The organism is Microbacterium sp. Leaf203, from assembly GCF_001421275.1.
Lineage (GTDB): Bacteria > Actinomycetota > Actinomycetes > Actinomycetales > Microbacteriaceae > Microbacterium > Microbacterium testaceum_A.
In genome coordinates, this window is record NZ_LMKF01000031.1 from 81,680 (window position 1) to 105,772 (window position 24,093).

The 24,093-nt window shown below is 66.1% G+C and carries 26 protein-coding genes and 1 tRNA gene; 14 read left to right on the plus strand and 13 right to left on the minus strand.

The annotated features are described in order from the left end of the window. The first annotated feature begins 68 nt into the window (after positions 1-68). Entirely contained in the window at positions 69-491 is a 423-nt protein-coding gene (locus tag ASE56_RS18055) for a serine acetyltransferase (protein WP_082450634.1), read from the plus strand. On the opposite strand, the gene ASE56_RS17040 is transcribed toward ASE56_RS18055, so the two are convergent. Next, on the minus strand, positions 462-1,721 hold the full coding sequence (locus ASE56_RS17040) for an oligosaccharide flippase family protein (RefSeq protein ID WP_156371717.1): 1,260 nt from the start codon (positions 1,719-1,721) through the stop codon (positions 462-464). The genes ASE56_RS18055 and ASE56_RS17040 overlap by 30 nt on opposite strands. A 123-nt stretch (positions 1,722-1,844) precedes the next feature. Between ASE56_RS17040 and ASE56_RS16660 the strand changes: the two genes are divergently transcribed. Then, positions 1,845-2,768 (plus strand): polysaccharide pyruvyl transferase family protein, encoded by a 924-nt coding sequence (locus ASE56_RS16660; protein ID WP_235557020.1) that lies wholly within the window; start codon positions 1,845-1,847, stop codon positions 2,766-2,768. Here ASE56_RS16660 and ASE56_RS17045 read toward each other — a convergent pair. Both ASE56_RS17045 and ASE56_RS16665 read right to left on the minus strand, forming a co-directional pair. After that, entirely contained in the window at positions 2,761-3,891 is a 1,131-nt protein-coding gene (locus tag ASE56_RS17045; protein ID WP_156371718.1) for a glycosyltransferase, read from the minus strand. The genes ASE56_RS16660 and ASE56_RS17045 overlap by 8 nt on opposite strands. Further along, positions 3,888-4,898 (minus strand): glycosyltransferase, encoded by a 1,011-nt coding sequence (locus ASE56_RS16665; RefSeq protein WP_082450640.1) that lies wholly within the window; start codon positions 4,896-4,898, stop codon positions 3,888-3,890. The genes ASE56_RS17045 and ASE56_RS16665 overlap by 4 nt, the downstream gene beginning before the upstream one ends. A gap of 76 nt (positions 4,899-4,974) precedes the next feature. Between ASE56_RS16665 and gmd the strand changes: the two genes are divergently transcribed. The 4 genes from gmd (at position 4,975) to ASE56_RS13080 (ending at position 7,734) form a co-directional block, all read left to right on the plus strand. Continuing rightward, positions 4,975-6,024 carry a GDP-mannose 4,6-dehydratase gene (gene gmd / locus ASE56_RS13065; RefSeq protein ID WP_056230542.1) on the plus strand — a complete coding sequence of 350 codons (1,050 nt, stop codon included), beginning with the start codon at positions 4,975-4,977 and terminating at the stop codon, positions 6,022-6,024. Continuing rightward, entirely contained in the window at positions 6,021-7,004 is a 984-nt protein-coding gene (locus ASE56_RS13070) for a GDP-L-fucose synthase (RefSeq protein WP_056230544.1), read from the plus strand. The genes gmd and ASE56_RS13070 overlap by 4 nt, the downstream gene beginning before the upstream one ends. Beyond that, entirely contained in the window at positions 7,005-7,295 is a 291-nt protein-coding gene (locus tag ASE56_RS13075; RefSeq protein ID WP_056230546.1) for a Dabb family protein, read from the plus strand. 226 nt (positions 7,296-7,521) lie between these two features. After that, complete coding sequence (locus ASE56_RS13080; protein ID WP_156371719.1) at positions 7,522-7,734, plus strand: hypothetical protein; 213 nt, start codon at positions 7,522-7,524, stop codon at positions 7,732-7,734. A 149-nt stretch (positions 7,735-7,883) separates the two neighbouring features. On the opposite strand, the gene ASE56_RS18060 is transcribed toward ASE56_RS13080, so the two are convergent. The 5 genes from ASE56_RS18060 to ASE56_RS13095 form a co-directional block, all read right to left on the minus strand. Then, entirely contained in the window at positions 7,884-8,378 is a 495-nt protein-coding gene (locus ASE56_RS18060) for a CPCC family cysteine-rich protein (RefSeq protein WP_082450645.1), read from the minus strand. Continuing rightward, complete coding sequence (locus ASE56_RS16675) at positions 8,375-8,821, minus strand: SMI1/KNR4 family protein (RefSeq protein ID WP_082450648.1); 447 nt, start codon at positions 8,819-8,821, stop codon at positions 8,375-8,377. Before ASE56_RS16675 ends, ASE56_RS18060 begins: the two co-directional genes overlap by 4 nt. Continuing rightward, positions 8,814-9,209, minus strand: a complete 396-nt coding sequence (locus tag ASE56_RS13090; RefSeq protein ID WP_162234516.1) for a hypothetical protein — start codon at positions 9,207-9,209, stop codon at positions 8,814-8,816. The genes ASE56_RS16675 and ASE56_RS13090 overlap by 8 nt, the downstream gene beginning before the upstream one ends. Before the next feature lie 178 nt (positions 9,210-9,387). Beyond that, positions 9,388-10,032: a hypothetical protein gene (locus ASE56_RS17050; protein WP_156371721.1), complete on the minus strand. Its 645-nt coding sequence runs from the start codon at positions 10,030-10,032 to the stop codon at positions 9,388-9,390. A 106-nt stretch (positions 10,033-10,138) separates the two neighbouring features. Continuing rightward, positions 10,139-10,212, minus strand: a tRNA-Met gene (locus tag ASE56_RS13095). 83 nt (positions 10,213-10,295) lie between these two features. Here ASE56_RS13095 and ASE56_RS13100 point away from each other — a divergent pair. From ASE56_RS13100 to ASE56_RS17055, 4 genes are all read left to right on the plus strand, one after another. Further along, positions 10,296-10,793: a DUF6328 family protein gene (locus tag ASE56_RS13100; protein WP_156371722.1), complete on the plus strand. Its 498-nt coding sequence runs from the start codon at positions 10,296-10,298 to the stop codon at positions 10,791-10,793. Next, a complete protein-coding gene (locus ASE56_RS13105; protein ID WP_056230554.1) occupies positions 10,790-11,596 on the plus strand; it encodes a carbon-nitrogen hydrolase family protein in 807 nt (268 codons plus the stop codon). Before ASE56_RS13100 ends, ASE56_RS13105 begins: the two co-directional genes overlap by 4 nt. A gap of 599 nt (positions 11,597-12,195) precedes the next feature. Further along, positions 12,196-13,557: an O-antigen ligase gene (locus ASE56_RS13110; protein ID WP_056230556.1), complete on the plus strand. Its 1,362-nt coding sequence runs from the start codon at positions 12,196-12,198 to the stop codon at positions 13,555-13,557. A 230-nt stretch (positions 13,558-13,787) separates the two neighbouring features. Beyond that, positions 13,788-14,096, plus strand: a complete 309-nt coding sequence (locus tag ASE56_RS17055) for a hypothetical protein (protein WP_156371724.1) — start codon at positions 13,788-13,790, stop codon at positions 14,094-14,096. A gap of 189 nt (positions 14,097-14,285) precedes the next feature. Here the strand turns inward: ASE56_RS17055 and ASE56_RS13115 are convergent, their stop codons facing one another. Beyond that, a complete protein-coding gene (locus tag ASE56_RS13115) occupies positions 14,286-15,491 on the minus strand; it encodes an aminotransferase class I/II-fold pyridoxal phosphate-dependent enzyme (RefSeq protein ID WP_056230558.1) in 1,206 nt (401 codons plus the stop codon). Positions 15,492-15,639: 148 nt separating this feature from the next. On the opposite strand from ASE56_RS13115, the gene ASE56_RS13120 reads away from it, so the two are divergent. Next, entirely contained in the window at positions 15,640-17,169 is a 1,530-nt protein-coding gene (locus tag ASE56_RS13120; RefSeq protein WP_056230560.1) for a S1C family serine protease, read from the plus strand. Between the two features lie 71 nt (positions 17,170-17,240). Here ASE56_RS13120 and ASE56_RS13125 read toward each other — a convergent pair whose 3' ends face one another. From ASE56_RS13125 to ASE56_RS17770, 3 genes are all read right to left on the minus strand, one after another. After that, entirely contained in the window at positions 17,241-18,584 is a 1,344-nt protein-coding gene (locus tag ASE56_RS13125) for a phosphotransferase (RefSeq protein WP_056230562.1), read from the minus strand. A gap of 77 nt (positions 18,585-18,661) precedes the next feature. Then, entirely contained in the window at positions 18,662-19,600 is a 939-nt protein-coding gene (locus ASE56_RS13130) for a hypothetical protein (RefSeq protein ID WP_056230563.1), read from the minus strand. Positions 19,601-19,828: 228 nt separating this feature from the next. After that, positions 19,829-20,443, minus strand: coding sequence for a hypothetical protein (locus tag ASE56_RS17770; RefSeq protein WP_056230566.1), 615 nt, complete (start codon positions 20,441-20,443; stop codon positions 19,829-19,831). Between the two features lie 259 nt (positions 20,444-20,702). On the opposite strand from ASE56_RS17770, the gene ASE56_RS17775 reads away from it, so the two are divergent. Genes ASE56_RS17775 through ASE56_RS13150 form a run of 3 tightly spaced genes read left to right on the plus strand, consistent with a single transcriptional unit; the run spans position 20,703 to position 23,881 of the window. Then, entirely contained in the window at positions 20,703-22,025 is a 1,323-nt protein-coding gene (locus ASE56_RS17775; protein ID WP_235557005.1) for an ABC transporter ATP-binding protein, read from the plus strand. 8 nt (positions 22,026-22,033) lie between these two features. After that, positions 22,034-23,563, plus strand: a complete 1,530-nt coding sequence (locus ASE56_RS13145; protein ID WP_327037369.1) for a hypothetical protein — start codon at positions 22,034-22,036, stop codon at positions 23,561-23,563. 51 nt (positions 23,564-23,614) lie between these two features. Next, positions 23,615-23,881 (plus strand): DUF3039 domain-containing protein, encoded by a 267-nt coding sequence (locus tag ASE56_RS13150; RefSeq protein ID WP_056230575.1) that lies wholly within the window; start codon positions 23,615-23,617, stop codon positions 23,879-23,881. 24 nt (positions 23,882-23,905) lie between these two features. On the opposite strand, the gene ASE56_RS17780 is transcribed toward ASE56_RS13150, so the two are convergent. Further along, on the minus strand, positions 23,906-24,093 hold a 188-nt coding region (locus ASE56_RS17780; protein WP_235557006.1), incomplete at its 5' end, for a hypothetical protein.

The window sequence follows — 24,093 nt, forward strand, 5'->3', positions numbered from 1 at the left end:
CGGCCAACCGAGGGGACCTCAAGGCTCAGCTTGTTTTGACGACTTTCCGCCTCGCACATCTCCTGCGTATGTCAAGCCGGGCGCCTCGCTTACTCGCTTATGGGGCTACAGCGATTCACCGATTCTGCGCTGAAGTAGTGTTGGGAATAGAGATTCGCCCGAGGACAAAAATTGGGCCGGGTCTTACGATCTTCCATGGTTATGGGACCGTTATTCACGACGCGTCGCGTATCGGCTCCAACGTGGTGCTGCGGCACAACGTTACGATAGGGCAGGCAATTCCTGGAGGCCCTTGCCCGATCGTCGAGGATAATGTCGTTTTTGGGGTTGGCGCGACGGTGCTTGGGGGAGTCCGTATCGGAGCTGGAGCGATGATCGGTGCGCACGCGCTCGTTACATCCGACGTTCCCGCCGGGGGCGTGGCGCGCGCGCCACGATCTCGGATTTACCCGAGTCGAAATTCATCGCACGAGGGCCCAGGCTTCGAGTAGTACCGAGCCGAAGAGTGTCAGGCAGATTGACAGGATGAGAGCTTTTCTCGGCGCTGCCCTGGGGCAGATCGCAACTGACGCTAGTAGCATCGCTATTTCTCGGCCCAGCACTAACCAAGCAGCTATTTGCAGATCCCACACAGCGCCGATGGCCACGGCAGGTGCGAACGCGAGGCCCACGAGCTTTATGTAGGTCAGCGCTTTTCCGTAGCCAAATTGAACGAGGACAGGGCTGACTGACCAGGCATAGACAGTTATTATCATGCTTAGTAGGATCGGGCCTGCGGCGGCAATGGATCGGCCCCACAGGTCGGTGTTGAGGAACATTGGCAAAATTAACTGGACCGCGAGGATCAGCAGAGTGACCAGCACGGCGGTTGCCGCCAGGGCCCGTATTAATAGTTTGTCTAGTACTGCTCTAGCATCCTCAAGGCTGGCTTCGTCGACGACCGCGGAGCGGGCCACATTTGCTGTTGCCATTGACACAGCGTCGCCAGGGTTCCTGCCGATGGCGAGGGCCAGGGAGTACGACCCCAAGGCGCTCGTGCCGGCGAACCCTCCCAGGAGAAGGCGATCTGCTTGGCCTTGCACCCACCCCAGCGCAGCCTGCGCTGAGAGGTGAGCAAACGCCCCACCTAAGCGTTCTCCCTCGGTCAGGCCGGCTGCGCGTTTGTTCAATCCTGTCAGGCTCACCCTTCGGCGAACGAGAATTGTGAAGATCGCCTCTGTGAGGAATAGCTGTAACGCCGGACCGAGTAGAGACGCCGTAGCGAGCATGAGCGGGACCGAGGCTACCAGTGAGGTCGCGGCGGCAATCGACTGGATGAGAGCGAGCGAGCGCCACTGTCCAGACACCTGCATCAGCGCAGTTGCTCTTACAGACCGCACATTGACTAGCGGTACAAAAACAATAGGACTCGCTGAGGCGATCAGGTCCCAGCGGCCGGAAAGCGCTCCGACGGTGACCGCCACCAGCGACAAAACGATTAGCCCGGATGGCCCGGCTATGCGCCCATAGCGTCTTATGAGGTCCAACCCGGTCGACGACCGCCACGCTAAAACTGCTACTTGCCTGGCTGCCCCGTCTGCCACAGAGAGGTAGAGCGTTACGCCGAGGGTCAACCACGTGTAAATGCCGACAATGTCAGGCGAAGTTGCGTAAGCTAGAAGAATAGCAACGAGGGCGCTTGAGGCGCGGGGGAGTACACGTTCCACCAGAGCCCAAAGCAAGTTTCGGATTCTATCTCCTGCGTCGCGGGCCGTCTGTCAAGTTCCCACACATTCTAGCACTCCAGTCCTGGGTCCCCCCACCCTCGTGAGAGGCAGTCGATGTCAAATCACTATGTGAACCATATGAGCTCGGTGGCGAGCGCAGCTTTCGACCGGCTGCTGCACGGAGTGAAGTCGGTGTCGTACGTGGACTTTCCTGACCACGCGAACGTGGGCGACAGCGCGATAGCGGTCGGTCTGCTCGAATATCTTCGTGTACGAGGCATAGCAGTAGAGAGCGTGCAGACAATAGGGACGCACGACCCCGCGCGCCTGAAGCTAGGCGACGCTGTGTTGGCTCACGGCGGCGGTAACCTCGGGGGCCTTTACCCTGATGTGTCCGCTCACCGGCATGAGGTCTTCACGCAGACCCCAAAGGACAGACTCCTTATCCAAGCGCCGCAAACTGCTCACTTTTCATCGGCTGCTGACCTCGAATCCTTCGTGCGCAATGTTCGGTCGAGAGAGAACTATCGCATCGGTGCACGTGACCGAGCAACGAGTCGGCAGCTCGCTGATTACGGTATCGCTTCCGTGCTGGCTCCTGATTCGGTGCATTTCTTAGGTGGTATCGAGGCGCCTCCAGCGACCCAATCATTCGTCGTCCTTGCTCGGACCGACGGGGAAGTCGGATCAGACAGCTCTCCCTTTGAAGCGACTATGGACTGGTTGAAGGAACCGTGCGGCGACGACCTGCGGCGAAAAGTCCGCAATCGGGCTCGTCACCTTCCGCGCGGGAGCGCGATCATGAACAAGTCTGCTGGCGGCTGGCGCCGATTGGCCGAGGGACGCGTGCGCAGAGGAGTCGATCTGATCGCCGTCGGCGAGACCATCATCACGGACCGCTTGCACGCGATGCTTTTGGGGCTGCAGATCGGACGCTCGGTTGTCGCTGTCGACAATTCCTACGGGAAAGTCCACGGCTACATCGATTCCTGGCTTGAGGGGTCGGGGGCGGCGGTAGCTAAGGCGCGGAGTTTTGCTGAAGCGCGCGCGATGGTTACTTAGTTGATCCGCGCAGAATTTGCGACCAGCGCGCGGCCGCAGTTGACCGACTGCGATCTCGGTGGGCGAACTCCGCTGCGCGCAAGCTCATGGCGCGCACTTCTGACCGATCTCGCGCAAGCCTCTGCAGCGCCGACAGGATGCACGCTGTATTTGCGGTCACGACCACGCCGCCCCGCGATGCTCGGACATCGCGAGCTGCTTGTCCAGACGCGTCACCTATGTAGAGCACGGCCCGGCCGGCGCCCATGGCTGAGTAGGTCTTGGACGGAACGCAGGTACCTGTGGCCGAAGATGCCAGGCTTACAACGTGGACGTCGGCGGCGGCGTACTGCTGGTTTAGTTCATCCTCTGGAACCAGACCCGTCACGACGACGTTGGTCAGTCCATTCGCTTGCGCAAATGCGGCGGCCGCGTCAATCTCGCTACCTCGGCCCACAATTCGAAGTTCTACAAGCGCCTGCAACTGCGCGACGGCTTGGAGCAGGTCACCCAAAGGATGAATCTCGCGGGCGGATCCGCTGTATAGAAGTCGCAGAGGGCCGTCGGCTCGAATATGACCGTCGTCAAGAGGTCCTTGGGTCGTCCAGATTGGAACTGTGAGTACGTCCGTGACGTCATGCTGATCGAGCAACCGCCGCATGCAGTTGCCGATAGTCACCACGACGCTTGCATCTCGCAGGCTCTTCAACTCCCACCGCGCCCGGACGGAACGCGGTTCATCAGCTTCAGGGGGGTGCACTCCGCCACGTAGACGGTACAGGTCCATCACCCACGAGATGTCGCGAACGCGATTACCTGTTATACGTTTGATTGCCTGAGGGACCAGACCGATTGCTGAAGGCACGTCCACGGTGACGACGGTGACTGGTTTTGGTGCCACGAGGATGGTGGCGGCCAATTGAGCATAGAACGCAATTTGGTTTGCGATTCGGGTCAGACGGGCAAAACGCCCGGCCTCGAGTCGGAGCTGCTCCTTCCTCAGGGCGACAACGCGGGATTTGAGGCCTTCGGATTCGAGTCCGTCGCGCAGGTCGGTGATGTAACGCGAAACGGCATCGCGCCCGTCTTCCGCGTACGGGTAGGCGAATAAGACTGTCCGAGGAATCAGCTCTGCGCTCTTCACAGGATGACGCCCTCGCGTCGGGCTAGGAGACGAATCGACAGTCGGTCTAGCGTGGACAGCTTCTGCATATGCTCACGGAGCAGGGGTGCTATAACCACGGCTTTCTTGGCAGGGGTACCAGACGCGGAGACGGAAGCGTGAACCGTCGAAACTACGGACGCCGGGAGTATCTTCCTCAGAAGCTGACCGTACGATTCTTGCCACTCGGGTTCAGCAGCGGCACGGTCGGCCCAGCCGGCCGCGGCCGTGACTTGGGTTGCATGCTGGCGTAGGGCAACTGCGGGTGACCAATCGCGTGCCAGCCGACGCCCCGACCCTGCCATTCTCATCCAGAGGTCGTAGTCCTCTGCCATGCACGAACGGTATCCCGACACCTCTGCCACTGCTCGTCTGCGGGCAAACATCGTTGAGTGCGCGAACGGGTTTCCCAACAGGAGGGCGAAGATTGAACCTTCGGGGCTCAATGGCGCTAGCGGTGTGACTCGAAGGCGTGAGCCGCTACCAAAGAGGACTGTCGACGCGAAGATGGCGTCGCGCCCACCTATGGTTCTTTTCTGGCGGATGAATCGGATTGGGGAAGAAATGTCGTCCGCATCCATCCTCGCAATGAACTCCGCCTCAGATGATGAGAGCAGTTCGTTCAGAGCGGTGGCCACGCCCAGCGATTTAGAGCTTGTAGTGAGCCGAATCCTCTTGTCCCGCACACTCCTGACCGCTTTCGCAGTCCCATCGCGGCTTGCATCGTCCAGTACAAGAATCTCAGAGTCGTCTGGCATGCTCCGAAGGGTGCTACGAAGCGCAGTGACAATCGTCGATTCCGCGTCCCTCGCTGGCATAAGAACGCTCAGCTGCACGTTCATCCCCGTTCTGCGACGACATTGACGCCGCGCAGCGAGCCTAGCGTCTGAGCGTGAACGTTGTGTTAAGACGGCAGTTCTGCAGGGGCAGCTCTTGGCGCCGTGAGACCATGACCTGTGGAGCGCGGGCCCATTGGTTCGCAAGTCCATTTGACCCCGTTGCCGTTCGATTCGCGGCCGCGTAGGGTCTCGAAACCTTTATCTGGATCGACGAGGGGCATATCAGTTGTCTAAGCGCGCACTTATCACCGGCATTACGGGTCAAGACGGGTCGTACCTCGCTGAGCTGCTGCTCTCGAAGGGGTACGAGGTTCACGGACTCATCCGTCGAGCATCGACCTTCAACACTCACCGCATCGACCACCTCTACGTCGACTCTCACGACCCGGAGGCGAAGCTCTTCCTTCACTACGGAGACCTGTCCGACGGTGCGCGTCTGGTGACACTCATGTCTGAGATCAACCCGGACGAGGTCTATAACCTGGCAGCGCAGTCGCACGTGCGTGTCTCGTTCGACGAGCCCGAGCACACGGCTGACACCACCGGAACCGGAACCATCCGCCTCCTCGAGGCCGTTCGCCTCTCCGGTATCCAGACGAAGTTCTACCAAGCATCGACGTCGGAGCTGTACGGCGCGACACCGCCGCCGCAGAACGAGGAGACCCCGTTCTACCCGCGTTCGCCGTACGCGGCCGCCAAGCTTTACAGCTACTGGATCACGAAGAACTACCGCGAGGCGTACGACATGTTCGCGGTCAACGGCATCCTTTTCAACCACGAGTCGCCGCGTCGCGGTGAGACGTTCGTGACGCGCAAGATCACGCGCGCGGTCGCCCGCATCAAGGCCGGCGTGCAGAAGGACCTCTACCTCGGCAACCTCGACTCCATCCGCGACTGGGGATACGCGGCGGAGTACGTCGAAGGTATGTGGCGCATGCTCCAGGCCGACACACCCGAAGACTTCGTGCTCGCCACCGGCGTGGGGTACACGATCAAGGACTTCCTCGAGGTCTCGTTCGGCCACGTCGGCCTCGATTGGGCAGAGTTCGTGAAGTTCGACGAGCGCTACCTGCGTCCGACCGAGGTCGACGCCCTCATCGGCGATCCGACGAAGGCAGCCGACAAGCTCGGCTGGGTGCCCTCGGTGCACGGAGACGAACTGGCGAAGCTCATGGTCGACGCCGACGTCACGCTCCTCGAGCGCGGCTCCGAATGGATCGACACGGTGTCGCTCCCGACCTGGAGCAACCGCGACATGCTCGGAGCGCGCGCGTGAGCACTGCCGTCGACGGAGTCCAGTACACCCCGGGCGAGCTCGACCGAGACGCGACCTTCTACGTTGCGGGTCATCGCGGGCTTGTTGGGTCGGCGATCGTGCGCAAGCTCGAGGCCTCGGGATTCGAGAACGTCGTGGGCAAGCCCTCGGCAGAACTCGACCTGAAGGACCGTGACGCGGTCTTCGCCTACATGGGGGAGACGAAGCCGAAGTACGTCGTGCTGGCTGCGGCAAAGGTGGGCGGCATCCTGGCGAACTCCACCTATCCCGTGGACTTCTTGAGCGACAACATGCGCATTCAGGTCAACGTGCTCGATGCCGCCCTCGCCAACGACGTGGAGCGAGTGCTGTTCCTCGGCTCGTCCTGCATCTACCCGAAGTTCGCCGAGCAGCCCATCCGCGAGGACTCGCTGCTGACGGGGCACCTCGAGCCGACGAACGACGCCTACGCAATCGCGAAGATCGCCGGCATCTTGCAGACCCAGGCTGTGCGCCGCCAGTACGGCTTGCCGTGGATCAGCGCGATGCCGACCAACCTGTATGGTCCCAATGACAACTTTTCGCCGAAGGGGTCGCACGTGCTGCCGGCGCTCATCCGCCGCTACGACGAGGCCGCGCACTCGGGCGCCGCGAGCGTCACGAACTGGGGGACCGGCACGCCCCGCCGTGAGTTCCTGCACGCGGACGACATGGCGGATGCCTGCCTGCATCTCATGGAGCACTACGACGGCCCGGACCAGGTCAACGTCGGCACCGGCAGCGACGTGACGATCCGGGAGATCGCCGAAACGATCGCGCGCGTCACCGGGTACACCGGCGAAACCGAATGGGACACGTCCAAGCCCGACGGGACCCCGCAGAAGTTGCTTGACGTGTCCAAGCTCGCTGAGGCGGGGTGGACGGCATCCATCTCGCTCGAAGAAGGCATGGAGCGCACCGTCGCGTGGTACCGCGACCACGTCGACACCATTCGCGAATAGATGTTCCGACATGTTGTGTTGTTCCGGGTCCGTGACGATGTCACGGACCCGGAACTGTCTGCGGCGATCGACGAGTTGCGCGCGGTCGGAAAGGCGCCGGGCGTCACCGCGTGGACCATCGAGATGTCGCTCGATACTCGCAAGGGGCGGATCATCATCGAAGATGGCAGCTTCGTGGACCGGTCCGCATTCGAGACGTGGCGGGCCGGTGACGCGCACAAGCGGGTTGCTGAGCGTATGGCGGGACTTGCCGACTGGTGGGTGGGGGACTGGGAGACGGACGCCCGGTAACGGGGTCTGCGCTGGCGGCGGCGATTGGCTCCTGCGGCTTAGAGCTCGGGCGCGCGGCGTCACCCCGCGAGGGTGCGTGCGTTGCAGGGGTCACCGACTCGTGACGTTCTGCGTATACCGGGAAGTCGACACGCCGCACAATGTCCCCCAATTGGGGGACGGGTGCGCCTCTATCCTGTTTCCAGGTCGTCCAAGTCGTTTATCCGCGTCTCAGAGATGAGGGCTCATGCGAAACGAAAACATGCAGTTCGAGACAGGTCGTGCGATCTGGACGAATGTTGTTGCCATTGTGCTCGTCTGGACGGCCGTCGTCGCCCTCGCCCTGGCGGGGTTGACCGTGCTCAGTATCCAGGGAGACACGGGGGCGTTGATGCTCGTCGCGGCTCTCGTCATCGCCGCCCCGGCGGCGGCGATGAGCCAGCAGAGAAATTCGCTCTGAAGGTTGGGCTCGATCCTTGCCGTGGCACCGAGTTGCGACACCGTCCGCCCATAGAGCGGACGCAGCAGAAGCGGGTCGGTGATGATCCCTAACCACGGGGACGCCATCACGGCGGTCGTGTCGTGGCCGCACGAACTGGCGGCACGCGATTACCTTGTCCGCAGCCAGTAGGTCGGGCGCCACCAGTAGAATGCGTCGATATGTTGCGGCCAATCGCGCCATGGTCGCTCCCACTGGCGTTCGACTCTGTCGCGTCGTGGATCAAGCGGGCGGAACCCGGGCTCGCGAAGGGTGCCGTTGCCGGGAGGCCGTACCAACTGTCTGACCCGTCGTTCCGAGGCTCGAAAAGTGGCGAAATTGCGCTGTGCCTGCTTGAGAGAGACGTGATTTGCCCCGCCGGAAGGATCTCGGGGCCATCGGAGGGCTGTTTTCTCGTCCTCCCAGAAGCAAATACTGCAGATCTCGTAGCTGTCGTTGCGCTGGGAGAGAGTGACGTATCCACAGCAGACGCAGGGGAAGAGGCGTCCGTGCGACGATCGCCGATCGCCATCCACTCGGCTCAGGTGGTCTCGGAGAGCGACGCGCACTATCGGATGCCGCCAGCTGCGACGAGCATCGTCCTCCACGGCGGGAAGTCCCGTCACAGGTCACGAGAATGCTCGACGCCGGCGCAAGCTTGGATCCAGGCGGTGAACGAGGGCGACTCGGGCTCGGTCGTACGCGTCTCGTGGAGGCGTATGACGACGTATCCTCCCAGTGTTCCTGAGCTGTCTTTCTGGAAACACAGCAGGTCACCAGCGCCGTTGTTTGAAAAGGCGACGAGGTCGTCGGGCAGGCCGTAATCGGCCCGCTCGTCGAGGGTCATTTCGACGAATGACTTTTCGTGAGGAAAGCCTTCTCCGAGGCCCCACACGGCGGTGGCAGCGAATACTGCCCATCCGACCTGACTGAGGAAGAGGCGGTAGTCGGCTGGGAGGCCTCCGACTACAGCTTCCACCGCGACGATTTCCGCCTCGTCGACTCCGTCACCCGTCCATGAGTTGGGCGTGCTGCGAATGAGGGAGCCGAGGTCCGGGCCCTTAGTCATTGGCGCTGACCACGCTCATGTCAGAAGCGCCCCGAGGCCAAATTTCCAAGCGGTCGATGGGGACCGGTGCGGTGTGCATGATGGGTTTGAGCAGGTCCCACATCGCTTTCCAATCGCTGCCGAAGAAGCAGACGCCGTATTCCCCGGCGCCGATGTCGTTACCGTCGAGAAACCCCAGCCCCGAGGCGTCGCTTGCCTCGATCGCTAGTTCTTCGATAGGCCACATGGCGTCGATGTCACTTAGCGTTCCGAACGCATCATCGAGCGCGAAGACGACCACCAGCATGTCGTCACCCTGCCGGGTCTCGTTAGCCGATTCCTCAGCGGAACCGTCGGGGTAGGGTCCGTCCACCGTTGCGTTCGGTGATTCTCCGGCGATCCCGCTCACCGGGGCGCTCTGGGGAGCGGGCTGGGCGTGTTCAGTGTTGTCACGTTCGTCATTATGTCGACGCTGGTAAACGGCAACATGAACAGTTTTCATCGACGGTCCGCTGCATCCACCATGAGTTCCGGGCCTGGTCTCGTCGCGGTTGTTCGATGGTGGTCGTGAAGACTGCTGCGAGAGCTCACGCCTTGCGCACGACCAAAGCGGCGCGCCAATCTGGCTCGACATCGATCGGTACCGCGAGATGCCGAAGGCACCGGGACAACGTGTCCGCGTTGAAGCGGTCGCTTTTGCGTAGCTGGGAGTAATCTGCCGACTCTTCGAAGGTGAACGGTTCGCCGGAGTTCCAGAACCGCCATCGGCCGCCGTCGTTCGTCGAATACAGAACTCTGCTGGTGACCCCAGATTCCGCGCCACTCGGTGAATTCACCTCGAGCGTGCGCGCCGGCCAGACGCGTCCTCGCGCGATGTGGACGGCGCGAATGCCCCGGACGCGAAGGTCGCGTGCTGCTCGTTCAGGAAGAACACCCACGTCTGTTCCTAATGGACCGTTAGTAAACAACGCCGTCCATGTTCCCGTCACGGGAACGAACGCGCGTTGCGAGAGGACGGGTTGTGGAGCGAGATCCGCATAGCCGGAGGCGGCGTCCGGCCAGCGTGAGTGAGACGCCACCCATCGGGACGCGGTGGAGTCGACGAACCATTCCGCCAGTGTTGATGCGGGTGCCTCGAAGAACCCGACAGTCTCGGTGGTTGTTCCCGCAACATCGGATGGGAGGGTCATCGCGCTCCAGGAATCGCCTTGATGCTCGTCGCCCGAGCTCACGCACTCCGGGCGACAGCGCTCGGCATGTGGCTCGAGCCTATGGTCGGACTCCCGCACGAGAAAAGGCAGAAGGCCCCGGATCTTGCGATCCGGGGCCTTCTTTTTGTTGCGGGGGCAGGATTTGAACCTACGACCTCTGGGTTATGAGCCCAGCGAGCTACCGAGCTGCTCCACCCCGCGGCACAAGAGAAAACATTACCCACAGATGAACGAAGCCGCAAATCCTGGCACCCCGCCCGGGAGTGTCGCGAGAGAATGGCCAGGTGAGCAGCAATATCGACGATCTCGACGACGGGCGCCCCGAAACGCCCGCGCAGCGTGCCGACCGCAACTGGAACGAGATTCTGCAGGAACTTCGGGTGCTGCAGACCGGTACGCAGATCCTCACCGGCTTCTTGTTGGCGCTGGCGTTCCAAGCGTCTTTCGCCGAGCTCGACTCGGCCCAGCGAGTGTTCTACCTGGTGCTGATCTGTCTCGCGGCGCTCAGCGCGGTTGTGGCCTTGGCGCCCGTGGCGCTTCATCGAGCGGTGTTTCACCTGCAGGTGAAGCCGGCGCTCGTGCGGGTCGGGCATAACGCCCTTCGAGGAGCGCTCGCGTTGGTGTCCCTGCTGCTGGTGGGCGTCGTGGCGTTCGTGTTCGACGTCGTCGTGGGGTTCGGTGGTGCTGCGGCGTCCGGGGTCGTGCTCGGGGCGATCATCCTCGTACTGTGGATCGTGGTGCCGGTGTACGTCCGGCGCAGGGGGAGGCAGAGCGCGCGATGAGTCACGACACCGTCGGCATCGCCGTCGCGCAGTTCGCCCCGTCGGCATCTCGCGAGGGAAATCTGGTCGACGTCTCCGACGCCGCTCGCACGGCTGCGTCTCGAGGTGCGCGGGTCGTCGTGTTCCCCGAGTACTCCAGCTATTTCGTCGACCCCTTCGATTCATCGCTCGCCGAGAACGCCGAAGACCTCGACGGCCCCTTCGTGCAGGCCCTCACCGCCTTGGCCTCCGAGCTCGACATCGTCGTGGTCGCGGGACTGGTCGAGCGCGCAGATGACGGTCGTCGCGTGCGCAATGCTGTCGTGGCGGTGGGTGCTGATGGCATTGGGGCCGTATATCGGAAGCTCCACCTGTATGACGCCTTCGGTCAGCGTGAGTCCGACTGGGTCGAGCCGGGCGAGATCGCACCTCCTCAGACGTTCGAGGTCGACGGGCTGCGATTCGGTCTCATGACCTGTTACGACCTCCGGTTTCCCGAGGTTGGCCGCACGCTCGCCGACGCGGCCGTCGATGTCGCGCTGGTGCCGGCCGAATGGGTGCGCGGTCCGCTCAAGGAGCATCACTGGAAGACGCTGCTCACCGCTCGCGCGATCGAGAACACGTTCTTCGTGGCCGCCGCCGACCACCCGCCGCCCCTCGGCGTCGGGCACTCGATGATCGTCGACCCGCAGGGCGTGACGCTCGCTCAGGTGGGGACGGCGACCGACGTGGCCGTGGCGCATGTCGACCCGGCCGCGATCGCTCGCGTGCGGCGCGTGAACCCGGCGTTGGAGCTGCGTCGGTACCGGGTCACGCCGCGCTAACAACGCGAAAGTTGGCCGCATTGACGCCAGCCTGCCCCGCCTGAGTTGTGCCGAAGTGGGGGAGAGGTCGCGCACGGCGGCACCGCACGGTACGTTCGGAGCCCTTTCGTCAATGCTCAAGCTCCGGGGTTACACTACGGATCAAACGGCCCCACCGCGGTTCGAACTTGGAAACTCCAACTGCTGGCAGGCGCTCGTTGCATCCCACGGTAGTGACAAGGGCCTGCGTTTCGGCGGTGCACAACAGATGAAGCCTGACGCCGACTCAGGGATCACCGATCTTTCGCGCCGGCCGCTGGAGTTCGCCGCCACTGTGATCGGAACCCGACGGGGTCGTAGACGAACGAGACTCCGCGGAGTCGGCCTACCCGAGTCGGATCGACGGTTTTGCGCTTTGGTGGATGCGGAGCAGTGTGGCCATGAACTGCTACAGGGCCCTCCCATGCCCCGCACGACCCGATGTTTCTTTCAATCCGATGATCTGAACGCAACTCAGGCGGGTGAACGCTTGGCGCGGCGATAAGGAGCCGGCGGCCCGCCTTGGGTGTTTCGTCGCTTGTGCTGAGATGGGGTTGAGACTGCGTACTAGGGTTTCCCCTGTGATCCAGCGGACGACCAGTACGCGGCCCCGGCTGCTCACCGCGACCATCGTCGTCGCTTTCGCCCTCGCCACATCTCGCTGGGGGACCAACATTGGAATTAGCCCCTTCTTCATTTCCGACGGCTTGATTGCGCTCGCGGTTGCCCACCTCGCCGCGGGGCGTTTCACGAGAGGCTCGGCTGAGAGGCGCCCCGGTCCGTTCGCCACAACGCCTCTCTTCCTCGCCTTCCTCGCGTACGTCGTCATTCGAGCGGTACTTTCCATCGGGCAGGCGCCAACGATTGACCTCCTCCGCGACGCCATCCCGTTCCTTTACGGTGGCCTCGCTCTCGTCTCTGGGTACGCGCTCATGCGCTCGGACGCCACTACCCAGCAGGCGACAGCGCGGGTGTTGCGATGGGCGCTCACATTTCACCTGGTGTGGGTGACCGCGGTCTCCGCAACCGGTTTGCAGCGAGGCTTCGCCATTCTGGGGCCCATCGGAAACGCGCCCGTCTTTCAAATTCGCCCCGACATCGACGTTGCCCTTGTAAGCATCGCGGCAGCGCTGAGCCTACGCCAGGTGCTTCTGCGTCGCCGCGTGTTTTGGAACTTGCTAGCGATTGCGTGCGGTCTCGCTGTCGTATTCGTGACCACGAATACCCGCGCTGGCCAGATCAGCCTCGTCGTTTCCCTCGCTGTCTCTTACGCGCTCACATTCGCGGCATCGCACCGGTCGAGGGGGCGGCAATTGTTTATGGTGATGGCGGTTCCGGCTTTGCTCGCAGCTGCGCTCCTGATCCTTCCGACGACAACGGCGGGTCAGCGCATCATAGTGACCCTCTTTCCGGCCGCGTCCAGCGGTGCCGAAGCGGAGCTCAACGCGCAGGGCACGCAGCGCGCACGAGAGCTGACGTGGCAGCAGGTCATCGAGTGGACGAACGCGGAGCCGGGGAGGGCCGTCTTTGGCAGCGGGTTCGGGAACAACTTCCTTGAGCAGTCCGGGACGCTTGCCTATCTTGAAGGAACAACCTACGAGAACGTGCGTAGCCCGCACAATTGGCTCGTGGGCACCTACGCGCGCCTTGGCATCATTGGCACTGTGCTCGCCGCCAGCTGGCTCGTCAGCCTTGGCTTCTACATATATCGGCGCCGTCAGCGGATAGGCGAGAGCGACCTGTTCGCCGCGGCGTCCCTGATTGTTATCGCGATCACGCCTGTCGCGCTTCTTGGTGTCGTGCTCGAAGCGCCATTTGGGGCGATCCCGTTTTTTTGGGCGGCCGGCATAGTGATGGCGTCGCGGCGGGATGCTTCCGGCGGTCAGGTCGAGAACAGCACCTACTTGGCGCTGCCCACATCGGTGAATCCGATCAGCCCCTAAGCGCCGACGAGGAACGTCAGCTGCCGGACGTCGACTACGGTAGATGCACACATTCCTGGCCTGAATGGCTACTGCCCGGCCATAGAATCAGCGGCTCGACCGGGCACCTTTGCTTTTTGTGCACCATTCGCAAATGATCGACGTGCGGCCACGGTGGTAGCTAGCCCTTGGCGGCTTATCTCATAGCGTTTCGCTATATGGCCCACTTATCGCTTTTGTAGGGTGTTGCAATGGTCGATCCAACGGCAGCAGCACGAAGCACGGCAGCGGCTCTGATCCGCGCGCACATCATGCAGATCGACTCCGTGAACGCCGGGGCCGATCCTGCGGAGGGCTGGGGAACGGTTACACATCTCTGCTCGGCGCTGCTCGATTGCTCCGGATTGCGGCCAGAGGTCGCAACTCTGATGCTGTCGCAGGTAGCAGCATCAACGATCGGCCGTCTCGCACACGAGATGGGTATCGATCCTGTCAAAGTGATGCAGACCGTCCTCGTCGAGAGCGAACTGGGTGAGAACGGGGACCGAGGCGTTGTCTAGGAGCGTGATCATCGTGCTCAGATGACGCGGGCGAGAGATGAAGCTGAGGTCGTCGGTCTGCGATTCGTCGCGCGACTCATCTGAGGGTCAGTCGACGCGTCTACATTCGAAGCCACCCTTGATTGTTGGGTCCGCGTGTGCGGTCGGAGGGGTCGTGCCGTCGCTGCGACAGCTGAAGATCGAGCGAGTTCAGCTTCGCCCCATCCCCCCCAACCGCCCCGCCGCATCCTGCAGCACCTCCACGCGCTTGCACGCGGCGAAGCGCACCAGGGTGGCGTAGTCGCCGCGGTGCTCCGGTGTGACGAAGGCGGTGAGGGGAATGCCGACCACTCCGGCGCGGGCGGGCAGCTCGCGGCAGAACGCGTCGGCGTCCGTGGCGCCGAGTGGGGCGGCATCCACAACCGTGAAATACGAGCCCGCGGGGGAGGAGACGTCGAACCCCGCCGCGCGGAGCCCCGTGCCCAGCAGGGCAGCCTTGGCGGCGATCTCCGACGCGACCGAGGCGAAGAAGGCATCGGGCAGGCGCAGGCCGACGGCGATCGCCGGTTGGAAGGGTGAGCCGCCCACGTAGGTCAGGTACTGCTTGACCGCGAGCACGGCCGACACGAGGTCGGCGGGGCCGGTGACCCAGCCGGTCTTCCACCCGGTTAGCGAGAACGTCTTGCCGCCCGACGAGATCGACAGGGTCCGCTCGGCCGCCCCGGGGAGGGTCGCGATCGGCACATGCGGCCCGTCGAACACGAGGTGCTCGTACACCTCGTCGGTGACGATGATCGCGTCGTGCCGGTGGGCGAGGCGCACGACCTCGTCGAGCACCTCGCGAGAGAACACCGTGCCCGTCGGGTTGTGCGGGTCGTTCACGAGGATCACGCGCGTGCGGTCGGTGACGGCGGATGCCAGGCGCTCGAGGTCGGGCTGGAAGTCGGGCCACCGCAGGGGCACCGGCACGAGCGTGGCACCCGAGAGGGCCACGCAGGCGGCGTACGAGTCGTAGTAGGGCTCGAAGACCACGACCTCGTCGTCGGGGGAGTCCACCAGGGCGAGCAGGGTCGCGGCGAGCGCCTCCGTCGCCCCGACCGTGATGAGCACCTCGCGCTGCGGGTCGAGTTCGATCCCGTAGAAGCGCTGCTGGTGCTCGGCGACGGCGGCCAGCAGGTCGGGAAAGCCGCGCCCCGGCGCGTACTGGTTGACGCCCGACGAGATGGCCGCGCGGGCGGCATCCAGCACCGCTTCGGGCCCGTCCTCGTCGGGAAATCCCTGCCCCAGGTTGAGAGCCCCGGTCGCGGTGGCGAGGGCACTCATCTCGGCGAAGATCGTGGGGACCGACGAGCCGTCGGGAGCGAGCAGGCCCGCGCCGCGGGCGGTGCGCTGCCAAGCGCCGGGGATGTGTCGCATGGATCCAGGATGCCGCACGGCGCGCCGGCGCAAGCGGGAATGCCTCGCGGTCGCTTACTGCTAGACCCATAGAGAGGGCCCACGCCCGTCATAGGTGGTCCACAGGATTGGTGGTCATCGTAGAAGCACCTGGAACAAGGAGCATCCCATGAGCGACAACACGGACAACCGCCCCGCGGGCGACCACAACAGCCACCTCGACAACTCCGCCGCGAACGGCGCCGTTCCCGCGTCGCCGCAGCCCGAGTCCACCACCCCCGCTGCGCCGCGCTACGACGTGCCGCCGGTGCCCACGCGTTCGCCGGCCTCGGCCGCCGCCGCCTGGCCCCCGCCCGCCGCCGGCACCGCACCGCAGCACCCCGGTTATGCCTCGGCCCCCTCGGGTGCGTCGACGCCGACCGGTCAGGCCTTCGGCCCCGCCGCCACCGACGCGCACCCCACCCTCGCAATGCCGTCGTCGACGTCGACCGCCCCCCGCAAGAAGAGCTCGGTGCCGCGCGTCGCGGCCCTGCTCGTCGCGGCCGCCCTCGTCGGCGGTGGCGCGGGCCTCGGCGGCACCTACGCCGGCCTCAACCTCTGGGGCGGCTCGAACACCTCGGCGGCGTCAGGCCCCTCGGCCATCACGGTCAACAACCCCGACAGCGTCAACAACACCTCGGCGGTCGCCGCGAAGGTCGTCCCCAGCGTCGTCACCATCAGCGCGACGGCCGGGCAGTCGGGCGGCACCGGTTCGGGCGTGATCCTCAGCCAGGACGGCTACGTGCTCACCAACACGCACGTGGTCACCCTCGACGGTCAGAGCGGCAGCGCCAAGATCTCGGTCACCACCTCGGACGGCAAGGTCTACTCGGCCAAGGTCGTCGGTACCGACCCCACCTACGACCTCGCGGTCATCAAGCTCGACAACGCTTCGGGCCTGACCCCCATCGAGTGGGCCGACTCGTCGAAGCTCAACGTCGGCGACAACGCCATCGCCATCGGCGCCCCGCTCGACCTGCCGAACACCGTCACGACCGGTATCGTCAGCGCGCTGAACCGTTCGATCCAGGTCGCCTCGTCGGCCGCCCCGAGCGACGGCACCGACCAGCAGCAGCAGGAGCCGGGTCAGGAGAGCCCGTTCCGCTTCGACTTCGGTCAGGGCCAGGAGCAGCAGTCCGCCAACCAGACGATCAAGATCGCCGTCATCCAGACCGACGCCGCCATCAACCCCGGCAACTCCGGCGGAGCGCTCGTCAACAACGAGGGCAAGCTGATCGGCATCAACGTCGCCATCGCGAGCGCCGGCGGATCGTCGTCGGGCGGACAGTCCGGCAACATCGGCGTCGGCTTCTCGATCCCCTCCGACATCGCCAAGCGCATCTCGCAGGAGATCATCGACAACGGCTCCGCCACGCACGGCCTCCTGGGTGCCTCGGTTCAGGATGCCGCCTCCATCCAGGGAGCGACCACGACCGGTGCCTACATCGCCGACGTCTCCAGCGGAGGGGCGGCGCAGGCTGCCGGACTCCAGAAGGGCGACGTGATCACCAAGGTCAACGGCATCCCGGTGACGAACTCCATCGACCTCACCGCCCAGGTGCGCGCGCTCGCCGCGGGCAGCAAGGCCGAGATCACCTACAACCGCTCCGGCCAGGAGAAGACCGCCGAGGTCACCCTGGGCTCGATGCCCACGAGCTGATCCGCTCCGAGCGACGAAAACGCCACCCCGCCAGACAGTGCGGGGTGGCGTTCTCGTGAGGGAGTGAGCCGTCAGCGTAAGGGCGCCAGGCGCCCGATGGCGGCGAGGGGGATGCCCACCCAGTCCGGGCGATTTCGCGTTTCGTAGATCGCTTCGTACACGGCCTTGTCGAGTTCGAACGCCTCGAGCAGGGGATCGTCGTCGGTGCGGGGGCGACGCGTCGTGTCGGCGTATCCGTCGAGGAAGGCCTGCTGCGCGGCGATGACCCACGCGCGCACGGCCTCGCCGTCGTCGTCGGCCACGGCACCCGAGACGTAGTCGAACGAGCGGAGCATGCCGGCCACATCGCGGACCGCGACATCGGGCTGGAGGCGCTCGTTGATCGGACGAAGGGGCTCGCCCTCGAAGTCGAGGAGCACCCATCCGTTCGAGGGCGTGTCGAGCACCTGACCGAGGTGCAGATCGCCGTGAATTCGCTGCAGAGCAGGCCATTTCGCGGCTAGAGCGCGGGCGTAGACGTCGCGGATCTGCTCCTCGTAGGGCTGCAGAGCGGGCACTTCCCCGAGCGCGATCGTCAGTCGTCTCTCCCACGCGCCGGTGATCGCGGAGCGGTCGGCCTCGCTCGGATCGAGGGTCGAGAACTGCTCGGCGAGCGCCACATGCATGCCGGCGACGCTCGCTCCGAGGGCGTACGCGCGGTCGGCGAAGTCCTCTCCGGCGGCCGCGGCGTCGAGCGCGACGCGCCACGCGTCTTCGACTCCCTCGAAGAATTCCTGAGCGAAAGCGAGCGATCCGCTGACCGGAACACCCTCGGGCGTCATCCAGATTCCGCGGACTTCGCCGATCGCTCCGGGCACGAAAGCGGCCCCTCCGGCGGCTAGAGCGGACTGCAGCTCGACGTCAGGATTAATCCCCGGATTCACCTGCCGGAACAACTTGCAAATGACGGGTACACCCGGCTCTTCACCCTCGGGCCGGTAGATGATCGACGTGTTCGACTGCTCGCCGCTCAGCACGCGCGCGGTCATCTGCGGAGCCAACGCCCGCCCGCCCGTCGCCCCGAGCGGAATACCCCGGAACCCGTCCTCGTCCGAACCCACCTCGCCGCCGACCGTCACCAACGCGTACAGCGCATCGGTGAAGGCGGGGTCGGTCGTGGCATCCGTCCACACGAGCCCGTCGTCGGCGGCGCCGATCAGACTCCCGGGAGGAACGGACCCCTCCGGCCGGCGCGCAACCGGCACCTGGTACACGATCGCCGGTTGCACGGCTTCGTCGCGCACCAGCAGCAGTCGCGCATCGGCGGCATCGAGCGGCCAGTCGGCCACGAGAGTCAGCCGCGGATCGCGGCCCTTCGTGCCGTACCAGCGCTGACGCGGCATCCAGACAGCGAGGAGATCGAGGAGGTCGCCCATGTCGCGAGGCTAACGCGCGGGTCTTCGCATCGCGAAGGTCTTGCGCGCGCCCCCGTGTCGATGAGAAAGGGTGAGCCTCAGGATGCCGACGTGCGGTCGTCGTCGCCCGCGTCGAGCTCCGATTTCTCTGGGCGGTTCTTGCGCCCCGGGAGGGCCTTGCGGGCCAGCGAACCCGTACGGCGACCGGCCCCGGCGATGGCGCCGCCGACGCGGCGGACACCGCCCACCGCGGCGCGTTCGAGCCGCTCGCTGCCGGGCGTGGGCTCGAGGTCGGCCGGGAGCGCGAGCGGGGGAGTGCCGAACGCGCGACGGGCGTTGACGAGCACACGACGGCCGAGGATGTGGTTGCCCGCACCCCCGACGACGGCTCCGACGCCGAACGGCAGCGCCTTGCCGATCCACGACGCACCGCCCCGCGTGGCGAACTGCCGCACGAACGTCGTCTTGAGGCGGTCGACGAGCGGCCCGACCATGGCGCGGGGGAGCGTTTTGGTCACCATCTCTCCCCAGTAGCTCGAGCGCGAGACGCCGCGACCGGCGGCCTGCGAAGCCAGCTGCGACACGAGGTCGATGCCCTCTTTGCCGAGCATGAGCGCGAGAACCAGAGCGCGGGCGCGGTCGGGGTCTTCGACGACGACCCCGTGCACCTCGGCGACCGACTGCGCATACAAGGCCGTCGCCTCGAGGAAGCCCACGGTCTCGACCCCGCTCAACGCGAGCGTCACGCCCGTGCCGATGCCGGGCACCACGGCCGTGGCGCCGACTGCAGCTCCACCCGTGGTGACGGCCGCGAGATAGCGGCGCTCGAGGATTCTCAGGATCTCGTCGACGGTGGCATCCGGATGCCGCAACCGCACGCTGCGCAGATGCGCGAGCACCACGGGTCGCTGCACCGAGAGCACGCGATCGAGCAGACGGATCGTTCGCGGGTGCTCCTCGGACCCCACCGGCGGGAGGCCCCCTTTCCAGGGGGCGTCGTCGGGCAGGGTGTGGATGCGGTGCACCTTCTCAGCCATGCCTCCATCCTCACCCCGGTGGCGATTCGGCCGGGGGCGGTTGACGGCGGGGTGAAGCGGCTCCCGAAGCGCCAAGCGGCGTGAGGGGTCAAGAAGTGTCGCCCCGTGGGGACGCGAAGCGACACAATTCGACCTCTCGTGCGGAGCGGCGCGGAAAGCCGACCGGATGCCGCCATCCGACGTCATCCGTTCAGATGAAATGTTTCGCACTGGTCGCCGGGCTTTTCGTTATCTGTGAGTGTGTGCGGCGCGCGACCAGGCGTCGGTCGGTGTCGGAGGGGGTTGGTAGTTTGGTGCGATGACAGCGTCGCTGCCGGTGCCCCCCGAAAAGTCCTCTTCAGATACCGAGGGCGCGTCGGCGAGCGCCGAAGCCTCGATGTCGCCCCCGCCCAAGCCCCGCGCTCCGCGGACGACGACCCCGCGTGCGCCCCGGCGCCCCGCTGCGGCGACGGCGTCGGACCACGCCGAGTCCGAGTCGGCCACGGCGCCCAAGCCGCCGGCGAAGCCGCGTGCCCCGCGCACGACGGCCGCGCGCGCCGCGTCGGGCACGTCTGCGACCGCCCGCACGGCCGCCGCGAAGAAGCCCGCGACTCCGCGAAAGCCTGCTGCCCCGCGCACCACGGCCGCGTCGAAGGCCGCGGGTGCGAAGCCCGCCGCTGGAGCGAAGCCCGCCGCTGGAGCGAAGCCCGCCGCCGGAGCGAAGCCGGCGGTTCCCAAGAAGCCGGCCGCCCCGCGCCAGACGGCGGCGGCGAAGGCAGCCGCGGCGAAGGCCGCAGCTCTCGAGGCTGCCCAGGACGAGGCGACGACGAGGGCGACCGATGCGGTCGCGCCGAGTGTCGGCATCCCTCCGCTGCTCCCCGACGACATCGTGGTGCCCCCGCGCCCGCCGCTGCCGGGTGCTGAGCCCTCGGGCGAGGCCGCGCCGGCTGAGGTGGTGGTCGAGGAGCCCGCTGGTGACTCTGCTGCTGCGCCGGAGGCGGCGGTCGGGGAGCCCGCTGGTGACTCTGCGGCTGCGCCGGAGGTGGCGGTCGGGGAGCCTGCGCCTGAGCTGGCTTCGGCCGGGGCGGCTGACGCTGACCTGGAACCGGCGGATGCGGAGCCTGTGGCTGATCCCACGCCCGCCGATGTCGCCGTCGAAGAGCCCGTGGTCGAGGCCACTGACGCGTCGGTGTCCGAGTCTGGGCCCGTCGACGTTTCGGAGCTCGAGCCCGCTGAGGCGTCTCCGTCGGTGTCTGCGTCCGCCTTGGCGCTCGCCGCCGAGCCGGTCGCCGAGATCGTCACCGAGAAGCCGCTCGAGGACGACGCCCGAGCCGAGGTCTCGGGCGACGCGTCGAGCGCCGTCGCCGAGTCCGCCGGCACCTCCGACATCGACGACGCGGCCGAGCCCCACGACCCGACCCCCGCCGACGTGCGCGTGGACGAGGTCGCGGCGGGGTCGGACGAGTCTGTGCTTCTCGCCGACGGTGTCGCCCCCGACAGAGCGGAGGCATCGGTCGAAGCTGAAGAGACGCCCGAGCCCGAGACCGCCGTGTTCGCTGCCGTCTCGGCTGAGCCGAGCGACGACGAGGCGAACGATGACGCCGCCCACAACGGCGACGACCTCGAGCCCGCAATCGTGGCTGCGCCCGCGGTCGATGGGGCCACGGCATCCGCTGACGAGACCGCCGTCCCTGCTCTCGCGCTCCGGACGATTACGAAGAGCTTCGGCGAGCTGCGGGCGGTCGACGCGATCGACCTGACCGTTCCCGCCGGTGCGTTCTACGGTCTGGTCGGCCCCAACGGTGCCGGCAAGACCACGACCCTGTCGATCATCGCGGGACTGCTGCGACCCGATCGCGGCACCGTCACGATCAACGGCGTCGACGCGGGCAAGCGCTCGCGCGAGGCGAAGAAGCTCATCGGCGTCCTGCCCGACCGGCTGCGCACCTTCGACCGGCTCACGGGCCGCCAGCTGCTGTCGTACTACGGCGCTCTGCGCGGGCTCCCCGCCCCGCTCGTCGAGAGCCGCACGGCCGACCTCGCCCGCGCGTTCGACCTCGTCGAGGCGCTGTCGCGTCCCGTGTCGGACTACTCCGCCGGTATGACCAAGAAGGTCATGCTCGCCGGCGCGATGATCCACTCGCCGCGCCTGCTCGTGCTCGACGAGCCGTTCGAAGCCGTCGACCCCGTCTCAAGCGCCGTCATCCTCGACATCCTCGGCACGTACGTCGAGCACGGCGGCACGGTCATCCTCTCGAGCCACGGCATGGAGCTCGTCGAACGCGTCTGCTCGCGGGTCGCGGTGATCGTCTCGGGTCAGGTGCTCGCCGAGGGCACCGTCGACGAGGTGCGCGGCGAAGGAACGCTCGAGGAGCGCTTCCGCGAGCTCTCCGGTGGGCTCGGCGACGTGGAGGGCCTCGAGTGGTTGCACACGTTCTCCGCCTGAGGCTCGCCATGATGCTGGGCGCCCTGCGGGGCGACCGGCGCGAAGTCATCCGGCGTGCCATCGGCGTGGTCATTCTGATCGCCGCCACCGTCGTGGCCGCGATGAGCGCGGCCGGTCTCGCGGATGCCAGCAACCTCACCACGGCCGTCGTCACGGTGCTCGCGGGCTCGGCGGTGACGCTCGGCTTCGCGGTCGGTCCGCCCGTCACCGCGTCGATCGACCCCCTCGACCCCCGGCGCTTCGCCGTCGTCGGCCCCGAACCCCGCCCCTTGGCCGGAGCGCTGCTGCTGGCCGGCTTCCTCAGCGTCCCCGTGCTCGTGGTCCTCACCCTCGGGGTGAGCCTCGCGGTCGCGTGGGGCGCTCACGGAGCATCGGCCTGGGCGAGCGTGGCATCCGTGGTCCTTGGGCTCACGACATGCGTGCTCTTCGCGCGGGTGAGCATGGCGCTCGGCGCTCTCGTCCAGCGCCCCCGGCAGTCGCGCGAGCTCATCGGGGTGTACCTGGTCGCCGTGCTCGTCGTCGTCGTGCCCGTGGGTGTCTTCCTCGGTTCGCTCGAGTGGCGCGGCGCCGTGCCCTCGCAACTCGCGTCGGCCGCCGAGGTTCTCGCGTGGACGCCGATCGGCGCCGCGTGGGGCATCGCCCTCGCGCCCTCGGCCGGAGCCGCCGTGGGCAGCTTCGTCGTGGCCCTGGCCACCGTGCTCGTTCTCGCCCTGGCGTGGTTCGCGCTCGTCAACACCCTGCTCACCACGACCCGCCGCCCCATCGCCGTGCGCGAGCGCGGCGGTCTCGGATGGTTCGCGATCCTGCCCGGAACGCCCGGGGGAGCGGTCGCCGCCCGCAGCCTCTCGTACTGGCTGCGCGACCGTCGCTACATCGTCAACGTCATCATCGTGCCGATCGCCGCCGTCGTCTCGACGGTGCCGTTGCTGGTCGCCGGGGTGCCGTTCGAACTCGCCGTCCTCTTGCCGGTGCCGATCATGGCGCTGTTCTTCGGCTGGCTGCCGCACAACGACCTCGCCTACGACTCCACTGCGCTGTGGATGCACATCGCCAGCGGCATGCGCGGGGCTCCCGACCGCATCGGACGACTCGTTCCGGTGCTGCTCATCGGCATCCCGATCCTCGCCATCACCCTGCCGCTCGCCACCGTCGCCCACGGGCGCTGGGCCATCTTCCCCGCCATGGTCGGCGTCTGCGCGGCGCTGTTCCTGGCCGGGCTCGGACTGTCGAGCATCTCGTCAGTCGTTGCTCCCTACGCGGTGTCGCGGCCGGGTGACAGCCCGTTCCAGCAGCCGCAGCGCACGGGCTCGGGTGGCGTCGTCGCCCAGGGTCTCGTGATGGCCGGAGCGATCGCGGCGGCCTCGCCCGCGGCGTGGCTCACGTGGCAGGCGATCAACGGTCAAGAGATCGATTCGATGCTCGCTCTCTGGGTCGGCGTCGGCGCCGGAGCAGTCGTGCTCGTCATCGGTGTCACCGTCGGTGCGGCGCTGTTCGAACGTCGCGGAACCCGGCTCATGGAGTTCGCCGAAGCGACCTGACCTCGCCTCGCACCGACCGCTCGGGGCGTACCGCGGCTACACTGGCTCTCCATGAGCACGCCTCTCGACAGTCCTGACAGCGGGGGTCTCGCGACCCTGGATCGTGAGCTCGAAGAGCTCATCCGCGAAGAGAACATCGAGCCCGGTGATCACGAGCGCTTCTCGCATTACGTGAAGAAGGACAAGATCCTCGAGTCCGCCCTGAGCGGCAAGCCGGTGCGTGCGCTGTGCGGCAAGAAGTGGACGCCGGGGCGCGACCCCGAGAAGTTCCCCGTCTGCCCGCAGTGCAAAGAGATCTACGAGTCCCTCATCAACTGAGGGTTTCTCACCCCGCGTGAGGGGTCAGAAAGTGTCGCCGGCGCTGACGCACAGCGACACTTCCTGACCCCTCACGCGCGTTTCGGACCTGGTGCGCGAGGCACCTTGCTTCACTTGCCGCAGTTTGTCGCTGCGCGGCCCGCCCGGTGGCCATTCGCGGCAACCCAACCCGGTGAGGGTGGCGGACTCGCGCGCGCGCCATGGCCGCGCCC